This is a genomic window from Paraglaciecola sp. L1A13, from assembly GCF_009796745.1.
Classification (GTDB): domain Bacteria; phylum Pseudomonadota; class Gammaproteobacteria; order Enterobacterales; family Alteromonadaceae; genus Paraglaciecola.
This window is the reverse complement of record NZ_CP047024.1, coordinates 2,821,746-2,847,236: the sequence shown is the minus strand read 5'-3', so window position 1 is coordinate 2,847,236 and position 25,491 is coordinate 2,821,746. Positions and strand designations below refer to the sequence as shown.

Sequence of the window (25,491 nt, the reverse complement as noted above, 5' to 3'; positions counted from 1 at the left end):
TAAACGTTAAGAGTAATATAATGGAATGCGCAAGTGCACAATGAGCAAAGTATAAAGTAAGCGCTAAAGAAAATTATTCTGAAGATTTAAGTCTTTAAGTATAAAATACCGAGAAATAGTAAAAAAGCAGAATTTTATATGCTGATAAAAACGCCAAAACATCTCGATCGAATTGATCGTAATATTTTAAGTGAACTACAAAAGAACGGAAGATTATCTAATATAGACCTAGCAACCAAAGTTGGACTTAGTGCAAGTCCTTGTTTAGAAAGGGTTAAGCGTTTAGAAAACCAAGGTTATATATTGGGCTACCACGCTAAAGTTGATCCCCATAAACTGGGTGCCGCGATGCTGGTATTTGTTGAAATTACATTAGTAAAAACATCGCCAGATATTTTTGAGCTATTTTCTGCTGCCGTGAAGCAGCACGAAGATATTCAAGAGTGTCATTTGGTGTCTGGAAATTTCGACTTTTTGCTTAAGGCTAGAGTTGCCGATATGTCGACTTATCGAAAGTTACTCGGTGATACGCTGTTACGATTACCTGGAGTTAACGAGTCGAGAACTTATGTGGTTATGGAAGAAGTAAAAGACACCACCATAGTGAAAATTAATCAACGTTGAGCTCATAGCGAGCAGATTGTTCAATTACTGCGCATAAGGGCGTCGTTGGCTAGGATTTTTCGCTAAGCACTGGTATCTTATACAGCTAATTTTACGTAGTAACCCTAAGTTGAAAGAAAACCCTATGGCAAGACTCACTGGTATCCAACGGATCATGGAAGTAGGCATGATGCTCAGTTGCGCATTTGCTTTTTTCCTGTTGCTCGCATTGGCTTCTTTTAATCCGGCAGATCCCAGCTGGAGCCAAGCTGGTTTACAAGGCGATATCCACAATTGGGTGGGTGCAATTGGCGCTTGGCTAGCTGATATTTTATTTTTTACATTCGGTTATATCGCTTATGTTTTTCCGTTCACGGCTGCTTTTGCTGGTTGGTTTATGTTCCAGCAACGTAAACGTATTTCAGAATTTGATTACCTGACCATCGGTTTACGTATTTTAGGCTTGTTACTAGCCCTTGTGGGGGCAGCAGGTATCGCAAGTCTTAACTTTAACGATTTATTTTATTTTTCAGCGGGCGGTATGCTGGGTGATGTGATCAGTTCTTCGTTTCTTCCTTATCTCAATTTCGCCGGGACTGTGCTAATTTTATTAAGTTTATTCTGTACTGGCTTTACGTTCCTGACCGGTATTTCTTGGTTGACCGTGGTGGATAAAACAGGGGCTTTGGCAATTGCGTTTGCGACGGGCGCATGGGCCTTGCCCAAGAAAATCCAAGAAGCACCTATCTTACGTCTTGGCTTCAATCGGGCTGAAAAAGCAGATGCGGACAGTACAGCGGCGGATGCCAATAGTGCAGATAGCCAACCATCGGCTTATAGTTATGGCAAAGCGCGCGTTGAGCCTAAAGTGACCGCCTTTGATGAAGACAAGCAGCAACCAAGTTTTAGTATTCCCCAAGAGGTGTTGCTAGATCCAGAACCTAAGACGGATGACGAAAGCCTTATCTCTATCAGTGAACTTCGCGATAAAATCGGTTTTGGACGCAAAAAGAAAGCGCCGGAAGAAGACGATGCAAATTCCTCTCACAACCAAGTTCAAGATACTACTGCAAAAGTGAATAACACCAGTGCTCATAATGTTGTGCAAGTGTCTGATGATGTTAAAGCCGCCGCTGAGTTACGAGCAGTTGAAAAAATCGAAGCTGATGCTACAGCCGCTGCACACGCGCCAATGCCTTCTTTTGATTTGCTGCAACGTGCAGACAAAATAAAAAATCCAATAACACCAGAAGAACTAGAGATGGTTTCTCGATTACTGGAAGAGAAACTCAAAGATTTTAATATTGATGCTCATGTAGTAGGGGTATATCCAGGTCCCGTTATCACCCGTTTTGAAATGGACTTAGCGCCGGGCGTTAAAGTTAGTAAAATAACAGGTTTATCGAAAGATCTAGCTCGAGCGATGTCTGCTATTTCAGTGCGAGTGGTAGAGGTTATTCCAGGTAAATCAGTTATCGGTTTGGAATTACCAAACAAAAAACGCGATATGGTGCGTTTAAGTGAAGTGATAAGTTGCGACGCCTTTCAAACCGCTGAATCTGATTTAACGATGGTATTAGGTGCGGATATTTCGGGCAAACCAGTTATTGTTGATTTGGCTAAGATGCCACATTTATTGGTCGCGGGTACCACAGGCTCAGGTAAGTCTGTTGGGGTTAACGTGATGATCTTAAGTTTATTATACAAATCTACGCCTGAAGACGTGCGTATGATCATGATTGACCCGAAAATGCTTGAGTTATCGGTATATGAGGGGATCCCACATTTGTTAGCTGAAGTCGTTACCGACATGAAAGAAGCGGCCAACGCGTTGCGTTGGTGCGTAGGGGAAATGGAGCGTCGCTATCGTTTGATGTCTGCATTGGGTGTTCGTAACCTTAAAGGCTATAATCATAAAGTTAAGCAAGCCATAGCAGACGGTCAACCCATAAAAGATCCACTTTGGAAGTCAGAAGAGAGCATGCTTACCGAAGCGCCTGATTTGGAAAAACTACCTGCGATAGTGGTTATCGTAGATGAGTTTGCCGATATGATGATGATTGTAGGCAAAAAAGTGGAAGAACTGATCGCTCGAATTGCGCAAAAGGCCCGAGCGGCAGGTATACATTTAATCCTCGCAACACAGCGGCCTTCAGTTGATGTAATCACTGGCTTGATTAAAGCCAATATACCCACGCGTATCGCTTTTCAAGTATCTTCTAAGATTGACTCTCGCACCATACTCGATCAACAAGGTGCTGAAGCATTATTAGGTATGGGAGACATGCTGTATTTACCACCCGGTACGGGTGTACCAACGCGTGTTCATGGCGCATTTGTTGATGATCACGAAGTGCATGCAGTTGTTGCCGATTGGAAAAACCGCGGAGCGCCGCAATATATCGATGAAATATTAAATGGGGATGCTAGCGCAGAGGTTTTACTCCCGGGTGAACAGCCTGAAGGGGTTGACCAAGAATTTGATGTATTTTACGACGAAGCCGTGTCTTTTGTGACTGAATCACGCAGAGCGTCGGTATCCAGTGTGCAGCGAAAATTCAGAATTGGTTACAATCGAGCAGCGCGTCTTGTCGAACAAATGGAACAGAGTGGTGTCGTAACACCGCCTGGCCACAACGGTAATCGAGAGGTGCTTGCGCCTCCTCCACCAAGAGATTAATTTATGATAGGTACTCAACATGCTCAGCTAGGCTCCGGGAGCTTTAAAGGCGTAATGATAAAAACGGCGTTTATATTATTCGCCGTAAGTTCGGTATTTAATGCCCAAGCGCAGCAATCTGAAGTCGATATGCTTAAAACCCGTTTGCAAACATTACATAACTTCAGTGCCTCTTTCACACAAAAAGTGACCGATGCAAATCAAGAAGTATTACAAGAAGCGACAGGGGTGATAAAGCTTAAACAACCTAATAAGTTGTATTGGGAACTGAACCCGCCCAATGAAAATATACTTATCGCAGATGGCACAACACTGTGGAATATTGATCCCTTTGTGGAGCAAGTAACGGCCATTAATCAGGATCAAGCCGTGGCCAATAATCCGCTTATATTACTGACGCAACCTAACAGCGCTGCCTGGGAAGATTTTACCGTATCCCACAGTAATAATACGTTTCGTATTGATGCCAAAAAAGCTGATTCTGCCGTTCATTCGTTGGTTCTTGTCTTTGAAAACGAGCAGTTAAGCTCAATGAGTATGCAAGACAGTCAGCAACAAATCAGCGATCTTTACTTTAACGATATTCAGCAAAATAAGACTATCAGCGACAGTATTTTCAGCTTCAGTTTGCCCCAAGGGTACGATTTGGACGATCAACGTAACTAATGTCTGACGGATTCGATTTTAGTCATGAAGATGAGCAGAATTTTGCGCCATTAGCAGCCAGAATGCGGCCGCAGAACATCGCACAATATTTTGGTCAACAGCATATTGTCGGTGAGGGGAAGCCTTTGCGCAGTGCCATTGAACGTGGGCAGTGTCATTCGATGATACTGTGGGGGCCGCCAGGCACGGGTAAAACTACTCTTGCTGAAATTGTAGCGCTGCATTGTGACGCGCATATAGAACGGATTTCTGCTGTTACTTCTGGTGTCAAAGACATTCGCAGTGCTATTGAAAAAGCCAAGCAAAATGCCCTTAGTCAGGCTAAGCGGACAATTTTATTTGTCGACGAAGTTCACCGATTTAATAAAAGCCAACAAGACGCTTTTTTGCCTTTTATTGAAGACGGTACGATTACATTTATCGGCGCGACCACTGAAAATCCTTCGTTCGAACTAAACGGCGCATTATTATCACGCGCTCGGGTGTACGTATTGAAGTCCCTAACGCCCGACGATCTCATTGATATTGCCAAGCAAGCTTTAACCGACAAGAAGCGCGGCTTGGGTAATTTAGCCCTGCAAATAGAAGACAACGGTTTAGCACTATTGAGTGAATTAGCCGGTGGTGATGCTAGGCGATTATTGAATTATATTGAATTGGCTGCTGACTTTTCCTCACATGGCCATATTACACTTGAGGCAATTAAAGAAGCTGTAGGTGAGAAGGTTGCTCAGTACGATAAAGGCGGCGATAAATTTTATGATCTTATTTCTGCCTTTCATAAATCTGTGCGAGGATCTGCCCCTGATGCGGCTTTATACTGGTATGCTCGCATGTTAAATGCGGGGTGTGACCCATTGTATATAGCGCGGCGATTACTGGCCATTTCGACTGAAGACATTGGTAATGCTGATCCAAGAGCGATGCAAGTCTGTTTAAACGCCTGGGATATATTTCAGCGCGTGGGGCCAGCAGAAGGTGAGCGTGCTATTGCCCAAGCGACTTTGTATTGTGCCAGTGCAGCAAAAAGTAATGCGGTTTATACCGCATTTAAACAGGCCATGAATGACGCTAGAACACTGCCCGATTATGAAGTGCCAAGTCACTTACGTAATGCGCCTACTAAATTAATGAAAGAAATGGGATTTGGTGAAGGATATCGTTATGCTCATGACGAACCAAACGCGTTTGCGGCGGGAGAGAGCTATCTTCCATCTGAAATGCACACAACACAATATTACCATCCCAATGAAAGAGGCCTTGAAATTAAGCTCAAAGCCAAATTAGATTATCTAGCTGATTTGAATAACCAAAGCGCTTATAAAAGGTACAAATAGATGCAGCATAGTTTTGCTATATACAGTTATATTGCGCTCGGGGGTGCAACTGGAGCTTGTTTACGCTTTTTTCTTTCTAATTTAATGTTGCAATGGTTTGGCAAAGGATTTCCTTTTGGTACACTTCTTGTCAATATAGTGGGTTCATTCAGCTTGGGGTTTCTTTATACATTGATTGAGCAGGGTCATTTAGAAATCGTTATCTGGCGCACCGCCATTGGTATCGGTTTTTTAGGTGCACTAACCACATTTTCTACCTTTTCAGTAGACACCTTAGTTTTGCTTCAAGAAGGGATGTGGTTGAAAGGGGCGTTCAATATAATTATTAATATCACCTGTTGTTTATTTGCAGCGTGGTTAGGTACACAACTAGTTAAAGGTTAATTCAAACACGATGTTAGATGCTAAGTATTTACGTAACGATATAAACACTGCAGCGCAGAAACTTGAAAAGCGCGGTTTTACGCTTGATGTTGCTCAGTTCAGCGCATTAGAAGAAAAGCGCAAAGCGCTGCAAATGCGCACTCAAGAGTTACAAAATGAACGTAATGTGCGATCCAAATCTATCGGTAAAGCGAAAGCGTCAGGTCAAGACATCGCGCCTTTGTTGGCTGAAGTTGGCCAGCTAGGTGATGAGCTTAATCAAGCGAAAGCAGAGCTCGCGACATTGTTAGACGAAATACAAACATTAGCACTACATCTTCCCAATTTGCCTGACGACTCAGTTCCGCAAGGTAAAGATGAGGAGGATAACGTTGAGGTATCACGCTGGGGTACACCTCGGGTATTCGATTTTGATGTGAAAGACCACGTTGATCTAGGTGCAAATATAGGCAACGGATTAGATTTTGAGACGGCAACCAAATTAACCGGTTCTCGTTTTGTCGTGATGCGCGGTCAAATAGCGCGTTTAAACCGTGCAATTGCCCAATTCATGCTTGATTTGCACACCGAGCAGCATGGCTACCAAGAGATGTATGTTCCGTATTTGGTGAACGAAGAAAGTATGCTAGGAACCGGGCAGTTTCCGAAATTCATTGGCGATGCGTTTCATACTAAACCGGCGACCGAAGAAGGTCAGGGATTGTCACTTATTCCTACGTCAGAAGTGCCATTAACTAACATTGCCCGTGACTGTATTTTTGCAGCCAACGAGTTACCAATTAAAATGACCGCCCATACACCGTGTTTTCGTAGCGAAGCCGGTTCATACGGTCGTGATACCCGTGGGCTTATTCGCCAGCACCAGTTCGATAAAGTTGAGATGGTCCAGCTTGTGGCCGCTGATCAATCCTTTGAAGCGCTAGAGGAGCTTACCGGTCACGCTGAGAAAGTACTTCAACTATTAGAGTTACCGTACCGAAAAATGCTGCTATGTACAGGAGATATGGGCTTTGGTGCCACTAAAACTTATGATCTAGAAGTATGGTTACCTGCACAAGATACTTATCGCGAGATATCCTCATGTTCAAATATGCTCGATTTTCAGGCGCGCAGAATGCAAGCCCGCTATCGCGATCCACAAACCAATAAAACTGAATTACTGCATACCTTGAATGGTTCAGGTTTAGCCGTAGGTCGCACCCTAGTGGCCGTGCTAGAAAACAATCAACAAGCCGATGGCAGTGTCACTGTACCAAAAGCGTTGCACCCTTATATGAACGGTGTAACTGTTATTGGTGAGGTTAAGTAAGCCCGAGTTTGCAATCCAGTTGAGTGAATACAAAAAGGCGCGAATGATTACCAGATTGATTAAATAGGGTAGTTATCGCGCCTTTTATATTTTTGAGTCAAATTGTTTTGCTAAACAAGGTTAATTTTTGACGTCTTACAAACATTTGGCTGGTTTAGGTAAACCCGCTATTTTGGTCGCTTGTTTGGCTGGGCCTTTTTTAAATAGACGGAACAAATAACGGCTATTGGCCTTTTCTGGGCCAAATTTGACCTGCATCGCTTTGACCAGAGCCCGCATGGCTGGGCTTGTGTTGTATTCTAGATAGAATTCGCGCACAAAATTAACGACTTCCCAATGACTCTCTGTCAACTCTATTCCTTCATCTGCCGCTAATAAAGGCGCTAGACCAGGACGCCAATCGTTAACATCAAGTAAATAGCCAGCTTTATCTACCAAGATCTTTTTTCCATCGAATTCTATAAAACCAGTCACGTGTTTTAATTACCCCTTAACGTATTTAGTGTGGTGTTAGATTACCAACTGATTGATGCACTGTGGGTTAGCGTCAACGTAACAAAATCTTCAACGCTTACACGCGCGATAAAGCTACTGTTGTTGATAAAGATATCTTTTGAGCTGTAACTACCTCTGGCCGTCATATCGTCTTCTAACGCGTAACAGAGAATATTCTTTGTTTTATGCACCTCATTGAGTTTTGTTAACGTAGGCAAGTGACTTAATCCATACACACCATCTTGAATCAGTATGATCCCATCATTTTGCGTGCAGCGGTTAAGCACAAGGTCAATCACATTAGCGCAATATGGGCTGCTACTGATGATATGCAATGTCATTAGAACCTCACCAAATGGTCATGCTGTGCTATGCGAACATTAAGTTCTTCATGGGGCAATGAAGTGACTCCAATACATAAGTCGTATTTTGCTAGTTGCCGGTCGATAAGGCTCTGTTCACATACGTAAATTTCATCGATATCGTAAAAGGTTAGAGCAGGAAATGTTTTACTGTAATTTTTACCCTGCTCAGGCAGAGGCTGTTGCGACTTAACGAGTTGAAAGACACCGTCGTCTACAAAGAACAAGCTAACGTCTTGACCAAAATTTGCGGCGGCTAACGCCAAGTCGAGACTTTCTTGACCGTTTGATACCCCGTAAGGAGCGGTACTATTAATAATGCCTACGCTCTTTGTTATCAAAACTGTATTACTCTGTCGCTGATTTGCATTAGTTCTACCAGATCGCCCAAGCCTACCTCGATGAAAGGGTCAGCGAGATTAAAGCCTTCTTGGTTATTATCACTGGCATCTTGCTCGTTTATTACACCGCGCCTGTTTGCAGCGGTAACACATACGTTCAATGGTATTGAATGCTGTTCGCTTAACTCAACCCAAGCTGCGTATAAGTCAAACTCATCGCTGTGACCCGATTGAAAACGGTTGGCATTTTGTACGCCGCCTTGATAAAAGAAAATGCCTTTTATGTCATGGCCTAAATTCAACGCTGCGCATACAAAACGATAAGCGCTAAACGCGTATTGCTGCTCAAAGGGAGCATGAGTTACCAATAAACTAAGGGTAGCCATTACTAAAATACCTAAGGTTAGTACAAATAAAAACACCCCGACTAAGCGGGGTGTTTTAGCAACACATTAACGATTAGTCATCGCCACCGAAAACACCTAAAAGATGCAAGATAGAAGTGAACAAGTTATATATATTCAAGTACATAGATACTGTTGCGCGAATATAGTTAGTTTCACCACCGTTGATGATACGGCTGGTATCAAACAAGATGAAGCCAGACATAATAAACACGATAGCAGCACTAACCGCTAAGCTAAGCGCTGGGATTTGGAAAAACAAGTTAGCAAGTGATGCGACAACCGCAACAATCAAACCCACAATTAAGAAGCCACCCATAAAGGAGAAGTCTTTCTTGGTGGTTAATACATAACCTGATAAACCAAAGAACACCAATGCTGTAGCACCAAAGGCCTGCATAATCATTTCAGGACCGTTCTGGAATCCGGCATAGTAGTTCAATGTATAACCTAATGAGCCACCGAGCAAACCAGTAAAGGCAAACACGAATAAAATACCCATTGAGCTTTGCGACGCTTTGTTTAAAAAGAATATCATGACCAACGCAGCTAGGTTCATACCTAAAGCAGCGCCTGGGCCGATATTCATAGCTGCAGCTACTCCAGCACAGATTGCACTAAATGTAAGAGTCATTGCCAATAGTAAGTACGTATTGCGCAAAACCTTGTTTGTTTGCAGAGCCGAAGCCTGTGCAGTGTTGCTATACGTAGAGCGATGTTCCATTTGTTACCTCCAATAGGTAAAGTGATGTTGTAAAACAGTTAATATATCTATGATGCCTTTGTATGGGGTTTTGTTCAATTATTCAAGTGCTAGCGTCGAGTATTATACGAAATATTAGTAACTTGATGTAAAATCAGCCAGTATGATTAAATTGTAGTCGGTCAGCAAGTTTAGGTTAATAAAGGCTTTACAAGCACCGGAAACGTCATTATTATTCTGCTCCTCAATTCGGAGAGGTGGCAGAGCTTGGTTTAATGCACCTGACTTGAAATCAGACGTAGGGTCAAACCTACCGTGGGTTCGAATCCCTCCCTCTCCGCCATATTGTGTTAGTGAATAGATTTACATTAGCTGAAGTAAGTCTATTTACAAAAAAGAATTGGATAGCTGGCAGAGCTCGGTTTAATGCACCTGACTTGAAATCAGACGTAGGGTCAAACCTACCGGGGGTTCGAATCCCTCGCTATCCGCCATATTAAATTAACCCGCACATGTTGCGGGTTTTTTTATGAAAAAAATAAAACAACCGTAGATAGGCGAGGGCGAGAAGCCCCGTGGTGCGAGCGAATGTCAGGAACATTCACTACCGCCATCGGCGCGCGAAGCGTCAGGCACAGGGATGTGCATGAGTACATCCCTCGCTATCCGCCATATTAAATTAACCCGCATATGTTGCGGGTTTTTTTATGAAAAAATAAAACAACCGTAAATAGGCGAGGGTGAGAAGCCCCGTGGTGCGAGCGAATGTCAGGAACATTCACTACCGCCAGCGGCGCGCGAAGCGTCAGGCACAGGGATGTGCATGAGTACATCCCTCGCTATCCGCCATATTAAATTAACCCGCTCATGTTGCGGGTTTTTTTATGAAAAAAATAAAACAACCGTAAATAGGCGAGGGTGAGAGGCCCCGTGGTGCGAGCGAATGTCAGGAACATTCACTACCGCCAGCGGCGCGCGAAGCGTCAGTCACAGGGATATGCATGAGTACGGAACTAATTTTTTTCCATGCTAATCACTAAAATTAAGGGATTTCATCTCGTTTTATTAAATAAGTGATCAGTAATGTACCAATCAACATAGTGCCTGCCGACAGATATAGCCCCACATTATAATTTCCTAACCAAGCGGCTAGTAAGCCCGTACTGGCAGGAGCAATAATCTGCGCAACACCATACGCTAAGGTCATTTTCCCCATAAACTTAGCTGGATTAGATGGATAAAAGTGACCTGCCATGGTCAAAACAAGGCTGACAATGGCGACAAAAGTACCGCCAAAAAGAATCGCGCTTATAGCAATAATAATTAGATTATTGCTAAGCGTCGGTAGCATTATGCCAACGATTTGTAGGCTGTAAGCAAAAAACAGCGTTATTAAATATCCCCATTCACGTGCAATCCTATCCGCTATTAAAACAGCCGGTGTTGCAGCTAAACCTAGAATAATAAATACCTGTTGTCCGTGGCCCGTTAGTGACGGAATACCTTCAACGATATCAACGATAAATGTTGCACTGACGACATAACCGTAACCCGCACAAAAATAAGCGGCCATGATGACCCATGCAAAGGTTTTACTCGGGGGCTGGTCTGTTACCTTAGTAGCGACTAAACTATCCATATTACGAGCTGGGTCAGGTATCCAAATCCAGGCCGGTATAGTAAACACGACGGCCATCAACGAAAGATAAAGCCACTGATATTGCCAACTTACGGATAGTCTAAGCAACACTTCAACCAAAACAGCTGCGATAAGAATACTAAGCCCAATCCCCGAAAAATGTATACCCAGCTCACCTCGTTCACCATGATGAAAAAGCCACTTAAGGATCAATCCTGACGCAATAATAAAGCCTGCCGATGTGCATATCCCGGAAATAAAGCGCAATAGCGCCCATGCATAAAAATCTGTGGTTAACGCCATTGCTGCGGTTGTTATAACAGCCAAAACTAAATAGAGCCGATAAAGGATGTATTTGTGGGTTAGGTTATTAATATTTGAAACAATCAATACACCGATTAAATACCCTAAATAATTAATGGTCGCCAACCAGCCGCCGGCCACTTCGGTTAAGCCCGCATCTGACTGCATTAATGGCAGCAACGATGTATAAGAGAAACGAGCCACGCCGGCAGTTACGATCAAACTGCAAATTCCCGCTATATATACTTTAAGTTTGCTGAGTTGAGTTGGCATAACTGCATATTTGGGGATGAGTTGTATGCAGTATAAGTTTTTTAATACATAAGAAAAATTGAATTATATTGAATAAAAATTTTAACCCTATACGCAAATGCTTTAGCTTCGAATACTATGGTGGCAGAGAATTAAAAAAGGAAAAGTGCAAATCAATCTATACCGTCTTAGCTAAGCTTCACAGATGATGAATTGACGTGCTCTAATCCATATTTGACGTTCTCTTATAATACGCTATCTCGATTTTTCTTAGCGCACTGAGGTTTGAGCGTACTGGCATTATCTAAAGGTTTGAAACCTTTGTTAATTTGGTTATTTAGCCAACCTGATAAAATATAACCGTGACTTTGTAGGGTTAGTTACTTTATGCTCTTTCGCCTAACGGTAACATCGGTCTAGTGAAATTATGAATCAGAATCATGAAGTGGGTAGTTTGGCTAAGCGCTTCGCCGATATAGCAGAAGTGCCAAGTAGATGTCGATGTGGTGGAATACCAACAGCGCCAGTTAGGGTGCCTGACTGTGAAAACCGTTGGACCATTAAGTGCTCAGCCCCAACATGTTTAGCGCGTAATACCTGCCAAGGTTTGAAAGATACGATAAGTGGTTGGAATAGGTTAAGTACACATTTTTACCGATAAGTACAAATTTCGAACAATTTTATGAAATATTCATTGATTAAGCGTAAATTTAGTTAATTGAAGGCTGAAATTACTTCGCATTTATGTGATATTTAGACATCATTACAGAGAAAAATTAAACTCCTCTAGGAGCACTTGTTTGATAAAAATATTGTTGGTTGATGATCACGAGCTGGTCAGAACCGGTATAAGACGTATTTTGGAAGATGTACAAGGTTTTGTCGTAGTTGGAGAAGCTACAACAGGTGAAGAGGCAGTCAAGTTCTGCCGTAAGAATGCACCTGATTTGGTATTAATGGATATGAGTATGCCTGGCATTGGTGGTTTGGAAGCGACCAAGCAGATCTTGCGTTTTAGTGAGAACACACGAATTATCGTGTTATCGGTTCACAAAGAAAATCCTATCCCGGCGAAGGTTATGCGCATGGGGGCATTTGGTTATTTGACTAAAGATTCAGATCCTAAAGAAATGGAACTGGCTATCCGCAAAGTTGCTGCGGGGCAAAAGTACGTGTCACCAGACATCGCTCAGCAGATAGCTATCGGCGCATTAGATTTTAGTGACGGTAATCCTTTCGAATCTTTGTCTGAACGAGAGTTAGAAATAACCTTAATGCTAACAAAAGGTTCAAAGGTGCCAGACATCGCAAAATTCTTGAATATCAGTGCCAAGACGGTTAACACCCATCGTTATCGCATGTTTGAGAAACTGAGTGTCAGTACCGATGTTGAACTTACGCATTTAGCATTACGTCATAAGTTGATAAATTCAGAAAATTTGTAATTAATGAACGACAAAACGCCCTTTGATTCTAAGGCTTTTCTTAAGGATCTGACTAACCAGCCCGGTGTTTACCGCATGTACAATCACAATCAGGATGTGATTTATGTGGGTAAAGCTAAAAACCTTAAAAACCGTGTATCGAGCTACTTTCGCAGTCAGGTCGATAGCATTAAAACCCAATCTCTGGTTAAACAAATAGCGCATATGGATGTCACTCTGGTGCACAGTGAGGCCGAGGCGTTTATTCTTGAAAACAATTTTATCAAGAAGTACAAGCCACGCTATAACGTTTTACTAAGAGACGATAAGTCCTATCCGTTTATCTTCCTGTCGGAGCATGCGCACCCACGTTTAGCCAACCATCGCGGCCCCAAAAAGCGCAAGGGTGAATATTTCGGTCCTTATCCCAGTGCATGGGCTGTACGCGAAAGTCTGCGCACCATGCAACGAATTTTCCCCATTCGCCAATGCGAAGACAGTTATTACCGCGCGCGCTCTCGCCCATGCTTACAATATCAATTGCAACGTTGTGCTGGGCCCTGCGTTGAAGGGCTTGTTAGTGATGAAGAATATCAAGCACAAGTAGACTTGGCCCGTATGTTCCTCAAAGGTAAAAATAAACAGGTTATTGATTCTCTAGTACAACGAATGGAAACCGCCAGCGAAAATCTGCGCTTTGAAGCAGCTGCGCGTTATCGCGATCAAATTAGCGCGCTAAACAAAGTTCAAGAGCAGCAGTGGGTCAGTGGCAATCAAGAAGAAATGGATGTGTTTGGTTTTGCTTATCGAAATGGTATTGCGAGTATTCAAGGCTTGTTTATCCGAGACAACAAATTGCTCGGTAGTAAAAGCTTTTATCCGAAGGTTCCTGCCAATGCCAGCGACGAAGAGGTATTTCAGTCGTTTATTCTGCAGTTTTACTTAGCAGGTAATAAAGTCATACCCAAGCAAATCATCACGCCCGTTGAACTCAGCGAGCAGAGCGCTATCGAAGAATTGTTAACAAAAGAAGCTGGGCGACGCATTCAATTTTATCGTGGCGCACGGGATGAAAAACGACGTTACTTAGAGTTAGCCAACACCAATGCTGAGAATGCACTTATTGCTCGCCAAGGCCAACAAAAGTCGGTTTTTGCTCGCTACACAGAATTAGAGAAAATCCTCGACTTTGAACAACCTATTCAGCGTATGGAATGTTTCGACATCAGCCATACATCAGGGCAGTTGACGGTGGCTTCTTGTGTGGTGTTCAATCGTGAAGGACCTTTTAAAGCTGATTATCGTCTCTATAACATAGAAGGGATTACTCCAGGCGATGATTACGCCGCCATGGCACAGGCCCTTGCGCGTCGTTATCGTGATGTAAAAGACGAAAGTAAAATCCCTGATATTTTGTTTATTGACGGGGGAAAAGGGCAATTAACTCAAGCCGAAGATTACTTTGAGAATTGGAAACACGAGAAAAAACCCTTGCTGATTGGTGTGGCGAAAGGTAGCAGCCGTAAGGCGGGTCTTGAAACCCTTATTTTAGCGGGCAACCATGCTACTATCCCGTTATCAGGCGACTCAATTGCCCTGCACCTAATCCAGCATATTCGTGACGAATCACACCGATTCGCTATAACCGGACACCGAGCGAGGCGCCAAAAAGATAAAAAGACGTCAAAACTTGAATCAATCCCAGGAGTAGGCGCTAAACGTCGTCAAAGTTTACTTAAATACATGGGCGGCCTGCATGGTATTTTGCAGGCCAGTCGCAGTGAAATTGCCAAAGTGCCAGGGATCAGCACAGAACTAGCGGATACGATTTATGATCATATCCATAATTAAAACAAACTCGTCAAGAGCACGAGACAGTAGGTCCGCCTACTCAACATAATCACGAGGACTAACCGCTAAATGTGGACTATCCCTAACATCATCACCCTGATCCGCGTTTTATTAATACCTATTTTCGTCGCGGTGTATTTTCTTGATTGGAAGTGGGCGCATCAGGCCGCTGCATTTATTTTTTGGTTTGCTGCTATCACCGATTGGTTTGACGGCTATCTAGCCCGTAAGTTAGAGCAATCTACCGCGTTTGGCGCGTTTTTAGACCCAGTTGCCGACAAACTCATAGTGGCAACGGCTTTACTTCTTATTACCGATACGTACGCCACTGCGTGGATAACAGTGCCGGCTATATTATTATTAGCTAGAGAAGTCTATATTTCGGCCCTGCGGGAATGGATGGGCCAAAAAGGCCTACAAGATACCGTTAAAGTGTCTTTTATGGGCAAAGCAAAAACCATGGCGCAAATGTTAGCTTTGATCGGTTTGCTCTCAGAAATGCAATATTTTATGGGTATTCCCATCTATTGGGTGACGCTAGGTTACATTTTATTATATTTTGCGGCGGTATTATCGCTATGGTCTATGGTGACTTATACAATTGCAGCTTGGCCGTCGCTATCAAAATCCGAAAGTAAATAGAGTTAATTAAGCAAAATTGTTTGAAAATAGCGCGCATTAGTCAAAAATCAAGCAGTCAGTCATAAAATGTTATTTTTGTTGTTGACAGTCTTGATAGTGAATGTAGAATGCAGCCCAGATTTAGAGAGCAGCACACAACTCGCTAAGTAAACAAAACATCGTTACTTAACAAGGTTGCTTTTTAAAACAGGTGCGGGAATAGCTCAGTGGTAGAGCACAACCTTGCCAAGGTTGGGGTCGCGAGTTCGAATCTCGTTTCCCGCTCCAAATTTAAATAGTAAGTAGTAATTTTTAATACTACTGGTCGCTTCCCCTAGGGTCGCAACCACTCGGTGGCCGGATACGAATCTCGTTTCCCGCTCCAAATTTAAAGAAGTAAGAGTAACAGCGTTTTTGTTATTCGGAGAGCTTCCGAAGGAAGCAATGAATGTTTCATTCATTATTAACTCCAAATGTGGCGGAATGGCAGAATGGCTATGCAGCGGATTGCAAATCCGTGGATCTCGGTTCGACTCCGGGTTCCGCCTCCATAATCGCTTCAGCAATACCAGCTTGTTATTATTAGCAAGTATCCCCCCGATGCCCGGGTGGTGAAATTGGTAGACACAAGGGATTTAAAATCCCTCGTTCGTAAGGACGTGCCGGTTCAAGTCCGGCCCCGGGCACCATTTTAAGTTATTGATTTTGAATATAACTTTATATAGCAAATTATCTTGCTACTCCTCTTAAAATATTTTCCGAATATTATTTTCTAATATCCTTGGTTATTTCTATTTTCAATCCCAAGAACGATCTGAATATTTCTGTTGTACATTGAGATCTATGATTCGCTTTATGACCACTGACGTGCAGCAATTGAGATGGGGTACCTTCGGGGTCTGACAGTGCTACTGCTTTTAAATCTTGAGACGCAGAGTCTTACGGGAGTTCAGTTGCTTGCCGTGCTCTGATCACAGCTTTGGACTATCACGGATGGATACTGGCTTAGTTAAATCAAAATCTACGATAATGCTCTGCATTGCAACTTGAAGTTTTCATTCGTTAGCGCCGCTACTTTAGCTGCGTAAACTATGCTTTGGGGACAGTGTAGGTGCTTTAGCTTTTTTATGAGTACAGTTTTCCATGTTTCTATAAAGAATAAAAAAAGTATGGCTCGGTAAAATATACTACCTTTGCAATACGTTAACGCGCGTGCTAAAAATGACCTCTGACGAAAGGCGGAAAATTCTGTTTTTAGTACGTGAATGTCGTTAATGAGTATTTCCGGAAAATACTATCGTTAGGTTTTTTAAGGAGGAAAGTATGAAGAAAATTTTAGGAATGGCGTCCATTGCCTTTTTGACGGGATGTGCATCAGCTAATTATTCGGACATCAACACTAGCCAAGCTGTTATTAGCAATCTCAAAGTGACTGAACTGGGTAAAGCTGGAACGAATAAGCATCAGTTAGATGTCAAATTTGATTATAGCATCAAGGACTATAGTGACGTTACTGGGCTGTATAAATGCTCAATTTTGTTTACGAGCTCTCAGGATAAACTGGTAACGGTCACTACAAAGCGCGAGCCGTGCAAAATTGATTCTGAAAGTGGTTCTATATCAATTAAGTGGGATACCCCTTTATCAACGAGTGCTGGTTACTCAAAGGAAAGTTTACGCAAAATGGTACTGCCCCTTGAGTATCAAGTGACTATACATCAGAAGAGGACAAAGAATTCAAATGTCGTGATAGGAATGAGCCAGCCTCTTTACATAACCTCAGATTCATAACAGACGTTTGAACACGTTTGTTTATCCTATCAGGGAAAAACACGGCGCTTCTTCGCTGTTATCGCGTCGTGCTTTTGGCCAATAAAAATATACAGACCTATAAGTTTACGTAAAATAAAGTAGATATTCTGTTCCGCAAGATTACTCAACGGAATACGCTGATTAACGGGCGCCGGGCGCCGAGCACCGGAGGCTCATCACCAAACAAGTCTAGTTCAAGCCTTAAATTTGACCGTTTTATCATGAATGTCTTTATATCCCTTTCTATATGAAAATTAAGTTTTGATAAGAGTAGTTTACATAGCCAACGGCTTTGTTGGCTAATTTGTAGGGGGGTTGGTATAAGCCTAGTTTCAATAGTTCTTTCTATTTCTTGACATATTCATCCCTTAATTCTCGCTTCTGAATTTTGCCAATCGTGCTTCTTGGTAGCGTACTTCTAAATTCTACACCTGAAATTCGTTGTGTTTTACCTAACCGGTTATTAACCCAATCTGTAATGCTTTGTTCAGTTTCAGTTGCACCTTCTTTCAATACGACTAAAGCAAGTGGCGTTTCACCCCATTTTTCGCTGGGAATACCAATAACCGCGACATCTGAAATCCCATTGTGTTGAACAAGTTCCGCTTCGATATCAGCAGCATAAATATTAAATCCTCCCGAAATGATCATGTCTTTTTTCCGATCCAGTAAAAAAAGGAATCCATCTTCATCAAACCGGCCAATATCGCCACTTTTAAAGTAGGTCTTACCTTTAGAGCAAGTCCAAAGCATGTCATTGGTTAAATCTGGGCGTTTATAATAACCGCTCATCATCGCAGCGGAGCGTCCGACAATTTCGCCAATACTTCCTTGCGGTAATTCTGCTCCCTGTTCATCGATTATCCGTAGTTCAACGCCGTCACTAGCACGGCCTACAGACGCCAATTTATCAGGAAAATCAGTTACTGATAACACTGTGCCAATCCCGCCTTCGGTCAAACCATATACTTCAATAAGCTTGCCTGGCCATTTATCAATCGTCTCTTGTTTTATTCCTTCTCGTAGCGGTGCACTTGTCGATAATTTAACCTGAAAACTACTCAAATCGTAATTATGGAAATTTTTATGATCCAAAATACGCTGGTATTGAACTGGTACCAGCATCGTATGGGTCACTTTCTCCGCTTCAGCTAGTTTTAAAAACGCTTCAGCTTCAAACTTTGGCATTAGAACAATCCGGCCGCCAAGGGCAAGAGTTGGCAACAATACAACCAGTGTCGTATTGGAATAAAGTGCTGTAGAACTCAGCGTAATCGCTTCTGATGAGATGCCTAACCCTTCAAAACCCACCACATGTTGATTACGCATGGAATGACTTTGTTCGATACCTTTGGGAACGCCTGTCGTACCAGAACTATAAATAAGGTTAAACGGATCCTCTGGAAGAATATCGACACTCATTGCAGTGTCAGGCGCACTGGATACCAATGGTTCATAAGGGGTCCATGCCCCTGCCGAAAAGTCTAGAGAGACATAACCATCTGTAGGTACTGCTTCGAGACTTCCAATAAATGGCTCAATATAATGTTGATTATTTTTGGATACAAAAACCATTTTAGAGCCACTATCCCGGATCATGACTTTTAACTGCTCGCTAGATGCCATTCCAGATAAAGGTACAATACATACACCGGCTTGCAACCCGCCCAAGAATATTTCAATATATTCGATACTACTTTTAGCAAGGATCGCGATTTTACTACCTCGCCCTAAACCGCGGCTTGCCAACATATTTGAGACTTGATTGATACGTGGCATAAAAGCCTTCCATTGACGAGTTTTGCCATCAACGGTTAAAACGTTCAATTCTGGGAAGTTATTAGCAATATTTCGAATCCGTGCGGGGAAGGAGATAAAGTTATCTTTGTAGATAATCTCTTCTAAAAAATTTGGTTTAACATTTGGCATTTCGCTCATATATTGTTCCCATTTTTACTGTTTATTGAGGAGCATTAAGTTCATTCTCAGTATTTTTTAATGCATTGTAAACATTATGTTTGTTTTTCTCGTATGGGTAAAAACCAGTGATGATTAACTATTTTTATGCGTGATATTTGATACGGTAATTAGCCGTTACCCATAACAACATGTTGTAATTTTTTGATCGGAATGTAGAAGATAATGTGTCAGGTCATTTTTTTTCAAGTCAGTTTAATTCTTCTCGTTTCTTCCAGTCAATTTTAGAAAATACCGTTTCACAAATTTCTCTAGTGCAAATAATCAAACAAACATTAGATGGTAAAAAAGTGTTCGTACTTGTACCCAAAGGAATTAATTAATCATTTTTTGATGAGGCTGCAGAAGGTTGGCATAAAAAACGAGAGGAAATGCTGGCGTCTGCATTCAGAAGTATTCTGGGCAGTGGCACTTTAGAGAAGATCTGACGTATCTAAATGCAATATACTGTTGTTAATTATATTGATATGAAAAAAGGTGTTTGAATCGCATGGCTAACCAACTCACTACTGATGTTCCTAAAAGCGTATACACACTTGAAGATTTGGCAACGTTAAGTGATTACTCCTTACTTGATAATCTAAACTGTGATCCTGATGCCACTGAAACTGGTGACGATTACGAACCAAGACAAGTTTTTTCTGGGCATTATGTGCCCGTTAAACCTACGCCTATTGCTAACCCTATATATGTCGCCCACAGTGAAATACTCTTTGCTGAACTAGGTTTCGACGACAGCCTAGTGCACACAGATGAATTTGCTCGGCTGTTCGCTGGTGACATATCTAACGTACCATCGCCCATGCGCCCAGTTGGCTGGGCCACAGGCTACGCGCTGTCTATTTACGGTACTGAATACATTCAGCAATGCCCATTTGGAACAGGCAACGGTTACGGCGATGGCCGAGCGGTTTCTGTGCTTGAAGCTGTGATTAATAAAAAGCGCTGGGAGATGCAGTTAAAAGGTGGCGGGCCAACCCCTTACTGCCGTGGCGGAGATGGCCGAGCTGTCTTGCGCTCAAGTGTTAGGGAGTTTTTAGTTCAAGAACACATGCATGGCTTGGGTGTGCCAACGTCCCGATCCTTATGTTTGTTTGTCTCGCAATCAGAACAAGTAAGACGGCCTTGGTATTCTGAAGGTTCTTATGCCACAAACCCAGATATGAACGTATCTAACCCTGTGGCGATTTCAACGCGGGTCGCACCCTCGTTTTTAAGAGTGGGTCAACTTGAACTCTTTGCTCGTCGCGCTCGCGTTAATCAACATCCCGACGCGCTAAAAGAGTTAGAGATGATTGTGTTGCATTTGATTGCGCGCGAATACTCAAATGAGATTGACCACGAGCTAGCCATCCCAGAGCAAATCGTGCAACTGGCGGTCGCATTTCGTGACCGATTGACCACGTTGATCAGCCACTGGCTGCGCGTAGGCTACTGCCAAGGCAACTTTAATAGTGATAACTGCGCTTGTGGTGGTTATACACTCGATTATGGTCCTTTTGGTTTCGTCGAGCGTTTTGACCCTTATTACCAACCATGGACGGGTGGGGGGCAACATTTCTCGTTCTTCAATCAAGGGGCGGCAGCACAAACAAATTTTGATATGTTTTGTAAAGCTTTACAACCTTTACTCTCGTCAACTCCCGAAGCGCTAGAAAAATTAAATCAGATAAATCTTGGGTTCGCTTCAGTCATGCAAGATAAAATGGACAATATGTGGGCATCTAAACTTGGCTTGGCGTCTTATGATCCTCAGCTGTTTGAGCAACTGATTACGCTAATGGTACAAACATCTGTCGACTACACCATATTTTTTCATGAACTGTCCAAGATCCCAGACGATATTTCGGACTTGAGCAAAAGCTTCTACAACACTCCAACAGACGCCTTGTCTGAACAATGGGTACAGTGGCTGCAAAATTGGAGAAGTTTGTTAAACACTGAAGAAGGCATTCAAAAAACTGCGCAAATGATGCAACAAGTTAATCCTAAATATACGTGGCGAGAATGGCTAGTTGTGCCTGCTTATCAGCAAGCGGGCAAAGGTGACTTCGAACTTGTTCATGAGTTGCAGCAGGTATTAACACAGCCTTTTAATGAGCAGTCGAGCGATATTGAAAGCAAATACTATAGCTTAAAGCCTCACGCTTTTTTTGACGCCGGTGGGGTGTCGCACTATAGTTGTTCTTCTTAAATTGAAACAAGCTCGCTTACCCTTTATCTGAAAAAAAACCACGGCGCGGCTATGTCAATATTGCGCCGCGTTTTTCACCGACTAAATAGGTACCTAGCCTATATATTTTCATATTTTTTAGTTAGTAGCTTGGCATTAAACATTGCGCTGCAAATAGATTTATTTACATCCCCTGCATACCTGCACAAATACACAGATAACCCTCTTAAAAGTGTTTTGGCAGTCTTTTATCTGAAAATAACAGCAAGTAGGTGAGGCCTATAATGCCGAATAACGCAAAGGCCGATAATAGGAACGGATCAATCACGAGGTTTTCTTTAAATTTGAACGTTCCAGCTGATATTTTTTTCCATCCCATAAAGTGTTGATTTGCGGCCACGGTTGCACCAAAAAATCCGACAACCAACCCTATGTACTTTGCTATCCAGTGCTTTCCCCCGGGGGAAATTAACATTAATCCTAGAATGCCAATGACGGTGCGTTGAGCACGGCAATAAGGGCAAATGTAAACCATCCCTGTAAGATCCGTCGACCATGCCACCAGTGAGATCAAAATCGCGACTAAACCCACGATCTTAGTGTGCGCCGTGTAGGTGTTCAGTTGTAAAACCTTCATGTGTGTTTCTTTCCTCTTGCAAAACTTTAATGGATGACGAGTGCCACTTATGCGACTAACTGAAAGCTAGCTGCACATCGGCGAATGTATATCTAACCAATGAGTAATTTACTCGCCGTTTCTCAAATTTGCTTATGTTATTTATCAATTACAGTGCATAAACATGATTTAGCGCCCAGCCTGATCAATACAAACCAAGACCAAAAATTGAGTGATTAATAACGCTATGCACCCATGCATTACCGCAAATGATCACTAAAGTGGCTGCGTAGCTTATACCTATTAGATCATGGGCAACCCACCCAATGATGTGCTCACCGCGTATCGCAGCATATGTTGCGATAGAGTGATGAATAAGTATCCCTTGGGTATGTAGGCTATCCAGAGTCCAACCATTCCCCAATTTGTGGGTGCAATGCTGAATAGTTTCATTCTTAACATGGCCCACAAATCCATCACTGTTGTTGCTCTAAAACTGAAAGTCAACTCTAGGTCAAGGGCTATTATGGATATTTATACCGGGGCTAAGCGCTCAGGAGATCCCGCTTCGACATTGCGTTATTATGAAGAGAAAGGGTTAATTCGTTCTGTGGGTAGGAACGGATTACGACGAGTTTTAATGCCAATATAATGGAGCGATTAGCCTTGATTGCTCTAGCTCTTGTGGCGGAATTTACTGTGGAAGAAATTTCGAACATTTTAGGGGAAGGTAAAACCCCAGATATCGATCGAGAAATGCTGCTAACAAAAGCGACTGAATTGTACCAAACCATTCAAAAATTGACTGCCATGGGTGATGGACTTCAACATACCGCAGCTTGTATTGCCCCGCGTCATTCAGAGTGCCATAGATTTCGTCGTTAAATGGGGCTAGCCGCCGCAGGTGCAATTAAAGGCCAAGATTTGAATAAACGCGTAAAGCAATTGTTATGACATTGAGTATTCCACCAAAGGGCCATCAATGTGTTAGAAAATAGCGCTACTGCTTCGGCTATTTTCTGTGTCGTTGAGATAAATATGCTGCAATCATCGTCCAGTTAGAATACGTGAAAGAATAGCGAATGGTTACGGATGATAAGGGTTATCCAAATGTACTTTTTAGGCAACTTGCCAGTGTCTAAGCATGAGCTTTAAGTCACAAACCCCAAACGCTCGAGCCCCAGCGATAAAAGGGCGCATTAACCGGTGGCACGCTGAGGTGGAATTCGGATTGGGTAAATGCTGTAGATTAATACATCTGCGGCTGATTCATTCCACAGTTGGCGAGTCAAGCAACTTATAACTTGGCCAAACGCTAACTAAAAATACAGTTTCTGTCGGTATTTCCACCTTGATAAAAGGCTTTATCAGCATGCTTAAAAACGACTTCGAATGTTTCATTTTGCATTGCTTTGTTGTTTAACCAGCCAGCATGATCTGTCGAAAAAACGATAATGCCCGTTGATAGTGTGAAAGTCGAAGGGCACTCGTTAAACACCCAGAGGCTAAAGTTTGCCAATAATAGAATTTGATATGGTCAATTTTTTTAACTATAACTAACGAACAGATTCAACAAATGGTCAATAAAACTAACCTGCACTTATGAAAAGACTGAATTATCAAATGGCTGAATAAGTATTGATGAATTAGACTCTTAGTGTGTGTGGTGTACTTGAATGTTGGGATTGGGATGTGCCTGTATAAAGCGTTCAATAATACTCAAAAAATATAACAGTGTATGAAAATATATACCTAATTTAGATGTTTATTAACTACATTAGTGGAACTTTGACGAATAGGTGCAAATCCCCTATAAAACAGTTTACATGCGAAAAGATATGAGAATAAGATTCGTCTGCGCCCTAATTCTCTTATCTTTCTTGCCAATAACAGCCCAAGCCGATATATCTGATCGCATTGCGTTTAGCGGTTTTGGACGAATAGTTGGCGGCTATTTAGACGAAGGTAGTGCAAAATTTGAAGGATATGACAATAGTGTTAGCTTTTCTCAACAGTCATTATTTGCCCTGCAAAGCGACATTACTATTACTGAGGAATTAAGCCTCTCTGCACAATTACTCGCCCATTCCGCTTTCGACCGAAAATCGGGCCTTGAGTGGTTATATGTAAATTATGAACCCAATCAAAATTGGCGGTTCAAATTGGGCAAATTACGTACACCGTTCTTTCGATACAGTGACGTTATAGATGTCGGGTTTGCTTATCCTTGGCTTACGCCACCACTACAAAAATTCAGTAGTCTATTGTTTTCAAATTACGAAGGTGCAACTGGCACCTACCGATTTAATCTTGATGCGACAAATGTTGAAGTTGAAGCTTTCTATGGAACGTTTGATGGTGAATTGACGCGCACCGAGCAATCAATAAAAATGGATGTTGATGAAATAAAGGGCATCATTTTTAGTCTAACTTCTGGCAATCTCAGCGCGCGTGTTTCAACGACGATGTCTTCTGATTTTGATGCAGACGTTGTCCAGTTTACCGAGCTGGCTAACCTTTTAGATTTTGCAGGTTTCCAACAAAATGCTGAATCGTTGCGTTTTGATGGCGACATTACTGTTTATCAGGGGAATATTAACTACGACACCCTCGACTACTTCGTATCAGCTGAGTGGATGAAGGTTACTTCAGACTTGCTTGTTATACCGGCATTAGATGGCTATTATTTGAGTGCCGGGTATAATTTTTCACCATTTCAAATTCACATAAGCTACTCTACATCAAATAGCAAATACGGCAATGTCGAAAATTTAGTGCCTAAAGGGTTAGATCCGCAACTTACCCAATTGTCTTTTGCATATGATCAAGTTATTGATAGTTTGCCTGATTATGAATTAGATACTGTAACCATAGGGTTACGCTGGGACTTGCGCTATAACATTTCGGCAAAGGCAGAAGTTACTTTTTTGGAAGGAGAACCAGGTAAAAGTTCATTTTTCACAGGAATCACCGACCCTAACTTTGATAGGAAAGCAAAGCTTTATCAAATAGGCATGGAGTGGGTGTTCTGATGAAATATACAGTGATGCTAGTCCTTACCCTAACAATGTGCACGTTCAGTAGCCAAGCAACCGATCTTATGGTCGTCGCGAATACTGATATAACTGATATTAACGTTAAAAAGCGTGAAGTAAGAGATATCTTTATGGGGAGCAGTTCTCAGTTTCCATTAAAGCCAGTAGCTTTAACGCCAGATAGCGAAGCTCGCTTAATTTTTAATACCAAGATAGTTGGCTTAACTGAATCCCGTATCCAATCTTATTGGGCTCAAATGCGGTTTAGCGGCAGAAAGAAACCACCAATCGAATTTGATTCAGTTGAGTCATTGCTAGCGTTTATGGTTAACAATCAGGGCACGATAGCGTATTTACCTAGTAATACTAAATTGCCTATAGGTTTTACTGTGATCTACCGCACCGAATAACGCGTATTATAAAAAAGTATAAGGCGCGAATTCAACTTCAAATTTCACTGTCCACTACCAAGTGACTCAGCCGATTACCGCCAAAATCAAATAC

22 protein-coding genes, 5 tRNA genes and 2 pseudogenes are annotated in these 25,491 nt (G+C 42.3%); 20 read left to right on the top strand and 9 right to left on the bottom strand.

What is annotated here, in order from left to right; translation table 11 throughout:
* The first annotated feature begins 138 nt into the window (after nt 1-138).
* The 6 genes from lrp to serS all read left to right on the top strand — a co-directional run bounded on the left by lrp (nt 139) and on the right by serS (nt 6,979).
* Nucleotides 139-624 (top strand): leucine-responsive transcriptional regulator Lrp, encoded by a 486-nt coding sequence (lrp, locus tag GQR89_RS11895; RefSeq protein WP_158770249.1) that lies wholly within the window; start codon nt 139-141, stop codon nt 622-624.
* Between the two features lie 124 nt (nt 625-748).
* The gene (locus tag GQR89_RS11890) at nt 749-3,283 is read left to right on the top strand and encodes a DNA translocase FtsK (protein WP_158770248.1); all 2,535 of its coding nucleotides are present in this window, start codon (nt 749-751) and stop codon (nt 3,281-3,283) included.
* Nucleotides 3,284-3,337: 54 nt separating this feature from the next.
* Nucleotides 3,338-3,949 carry an outer membrane lipoprotein chaperone LolA gene (lolA, locus tag GQR89_RS11885; protein WP_370461076.1) on the top strand — a complete coding sequence of 204 codons (612 nt, stop codon included), beginning with the start codon at nt 3,338-3,340 and terminating at the stop codon, nt 3,947-3,949.
* Entirely contained in the window at nt 3,949-5,286 is a 1,338-nt protein-coding gene (locus tag GQR89_RS11880) for a replication-associated recombination protein A (RefSeq protein WP_158770246.1), read from the top strand. Before lolA ends, GQR89_RS11880 begins: the two co-directional genes overlap by 1 nt.
* Entirely contained in the window at nt 5,287-5,670 is a 384-nt protein-coding gene (gene crcB / locus GQR89_RS11875; protein ID WP_158770245.1) for a fluoride efflux transporter CrcB, read from the top strand.
* A 10-nt stretch (nt 5,671-5,680) separates the two neighbouring features.
* Entirely contained in the window at nt 5,681-6,979 is a 1,299-nt protein-coding gene (serS, locus tag GQR89_RS11870; protein ID WP_158770244.1) for a serine--tRNA ligase, read from the top strand.
* Nucleotides 6,980-7,114: 135 nt separating this feature from the next.
* Here serS and GQR89_RS11865 read toward each other — a convergent pair whose 3' ends face one another.
* From GQR89_RS11865 to GQR89_RS11845, 5 genes are all read right to left on the bottom strand, one after another.
* Nucleotides 7,115-7,453, bottom strand: a complete 339-nt coding sequence (locus GQR89_RS11865; RefSeq protein WP_158770243.1) for a TusE/DsrC/DsvC family sulfur relay protein — start codon at nt 7,451-7,453, stop codon at nt 7,115-7,117.
* Nucleotides 7,454-7,494: 41 nt separating this feature from the next.
* Nucleotides 7,495-7,815 carry a sulfurtransferase complex subunit TusB gene (gene tusB, locus GQR89_RS11860; protein ID WP_158770242.1) on the bottom strand — a complete coding sequence of 107 codons (321 nt, stop codon included), beginning with the start codon at nt 7,813-7,815 and terminating at the stop codon, nt 7,495-7,497.
* A complete protein-coding gene (gene tusC / locus GQR89_RS11855) occupies nt 7,815-8,177 on the bottom strand; it encodes a sulfurtransferase complex subunit TusC (RefSeq protein ID WP_158770241.1) in 363 nt (120 codons plus the stop codon). Before tusC ends, tusB begins: the two co-directional genes overlap by 1 nt.
* On the bottom strand, nt 8,174-8,563 hold the full coding sequence (gene tusD, locus GQR89_RS11850; protein WP_158770240.1) for a sulfurtransferase complex subunit TusD: 390 nt from the start codon (nt 8,561-8,563) through the stop codon (nt 8,174-8,176). The genes tusC and tusD overlap by 4 nt, the downstream gene beginning before the upstream one ends.
* A gap of 73 nt (nt 8,564-8,636) precedes the next feature.
* Nucleotides 8,637-9,305, bottom strand: a complete 669-nt coding sequence (locus tag GQR89_RS11845) for a Bax inhibitor-1/YccA family protein (RefSeq protein ID WP_158770239.1) — start codon at nt 9,303-9,305, stop codon at nt 8,637-8,639.
* 230 nt (nt 9,306-9,535) lie between these two features.
* On the opposite strand from GQR89_RS11845, the gene GQR89_RS11840 reads away from it, so the two are divergent.
* A tRNA-Ser gene (locus tag GQR89_RS11840) sits at nt 9,536-9,627 on the top strand.
* A gap of 59 nt (nt 9,628-9,686) precedes the next feature.
* A tRNA-Ser gene (locus GQR89_RS11835) sits at nt 9,687-9,778 on the top strand.
* 548 nt (nt 9,779-10,326) lie between these two features.
* On the opposite strand, the gene GQR89_RS11830 is transcribed toward GQR89_RS11835, so the two are convergent.
* Entirely contained in the window at nt 10,327-11,448 is a 1,122-nt protein-coding gene (locus GQR89_RS11830) for a YbfB/YjiJ family MFS transporter (RefSeq protein WP_233268951.1), read from the bottom strand.
* Between the two features lie 457 nt (nt 11,449-11,905).
* On the opposite strand from GQR89_RS11830, the gene GQR89_RS11825 reads away from it, so the two are divergent.
* From GQR89_RS11825 to GQR89_RS11790, 8 genes are all read left to right on the top strand, one after another.
* Complete coding sequence (locus GQR89_RS11825) at nt 11,906-12,139, top strand: hypothetical protein (RefSeq protein ID WP_158770237.1); 234 nt, start codon at nt 11,906-11,908, stop codon at nt 12,137-12,139.
* Nucleotides 12,140-12,278: 139 nt separating this feature from the next.
* Entirely contained in the window at nt 12,279-12,923 is a 645-nt protein-coding gene (uvrY, locus tag GQR89_RS11820; protein WP_158770236.1) for a UvrY/SirA/GacA family response regulator transcription factor, read from the top strand.
* A 3-nt stretch (nt 12,924-12,926) separates the two neighbouring features.
* The gene (gene uvrC / locus GQR89_RS11815; protein WP_158770235.1) at nt 12,927-14,753 is read left to right on the top strand and encodes an excinuclease ABC subunit UvrC; all 1,827 of its coding nucleotides are present in this window, start codon (nt 12,927-12,929) and stop codon (nt 14,751-14,753) included.
* 69 nt (nt 14,754-14,822) lie between these two features.
* Nucleotides 14,823-15,395 carry a CDP-diacylglycerol--glycerol-3-phosphate 3-phosphatidyltransferase gene (gene pgsA / locus GQR89_RS11810; protein WP_158770234.1) on the top strand — a complete coding sequence of 191 codons (573 nt, stop codon included), beginning with the start codon at nt 14,823-14,825 and terminating at the stop codon, nt 15,393-15,395.
* 192 nt (nt 15,396-15,587) lie between these two features.
* A tRNA-Gly gene (locus tag GQR89_RS11805) sits at nt 15,588-15,662 on the top strand.
* 189 nt (nt 15,663-15,851) lie between these two features.
* Nucleotides 15,852-15,925, top strand: a tRNA-Cys gene (locus GQR89_RS11800).
* A gap of 51 nt (nt 15,926-15,976) precedes the next feature.
* Nucleotides 15,977-16,063, top strand: a tRNA-Leu gene (locus GQR89_RS11795).
* A 634-nt stretch (nt 16,064-16,697) separates the two neighbouring features.
* Entirely contained in the window at nt 16,698-17,165 is a 468-nt protein-coding gene (locus tag GQR89_RS11790) for a hypothetical protein (RefSeq protein WP_158770233.1), read from the top strand.
* A gap of 366 nt (nt 17,166-17,531) precedes the next feature.
* On the opposite strand, the gene GQR89_RS11785 is transcribed toward GQR89_RS11790, so the two are convergent.
* Nucleotides 17,532-19,124, bottom strand: coding sequence for a class I adenylate-forming enzyme family protein (locus GQR89_RS11785; protein WP_158770232.1), 1,593 nt, complete (start codon nt 19,122-19,124; stop codon nt 17,532-17,534).
* Between the two features lie 529 nt (nt 19,125-19,653).
* On the opposite strand from GQR89_RS11785, the gene GQR89_RS11780 reads away from it, so the two are divergent.
* Entirely contained in the window at nt 19,654-21,357 is a 1,704-nt protein-coding gene (locus GQR89_RS11780; protein WP_158770231.1) for a YdiU family protein, read from the top strand.
* A gap of 205 nt (nt 21,358-21,562) precedes the next feature.
* Here the strand turns inward: GQR89_RS11780 and GQR89_RS11775 are convergent, their stop codons facing one another.
* The gene (locus GQR89_RS11775) at nt 21,563-21,973 is read right to left on the bottom strand and encodes a hypothetical protein (protein WP_158770230.1); all 411 of its coding nucleotides are present in this window, start codon (nt 21,971-21,973) and stop codon (nt 21,563-21,565) included.
* A gap of 184 nt (nt 21,974-22,157) precedes the next feature.
* A pseudogene (locus GQR89_RS11770) lies at nt 22,158-22,405 on the bottom strand (DUF2938 family protein).
* Nucleotides 22,406-22,478: 73 nt separating this feature from the next.
* On the opposite strand from GQR89_RS11770, the pseudogene GQR89_RS11765 reads away from it, so the two are divergent.
* The 3 genes and pseudogenes from GQR89_RS11765 to GQR89_RS11755 all read left to right on the top strand — a co-directional run bounded on the left by GQR89_RS11765 (nt 22,479) and on the right by GQR89_RS11755 (nt 25,397).
* A pseudogene (locus GQR89_RS11765) lies at nt 22,479-22,837 on the top strand (MerR family transcriptional regulator).
* Nucleotides 22,838-23,751: 914 nt separating this feature from the next.
* Complete coding sequence (locus GQR89_RS11760) at nt 23,752-24,984, top strand: hypothetical protein (protein ID WP_158770229.1); 1,233 nt, start codon at nt 23,752-23,754, stop codon at nt 24,982-24,984.
* Nucleotides 24,984-25,397, top strand: coding sequence for a hypothetical protein (locus GQR89_RS11755; RefSeq protein ID WP_158770228.1), 414 nt, complete (start codon nt 24,984-24,986; stop codon nt 25,395-25,397). Before GQR89_RS11760 ends, GQR89_RS11755 begins: the two co-directional genes overlap by 1 nt.
* Nucleotides 25,398-25,491: the final 94 nt, after the last annotated feature.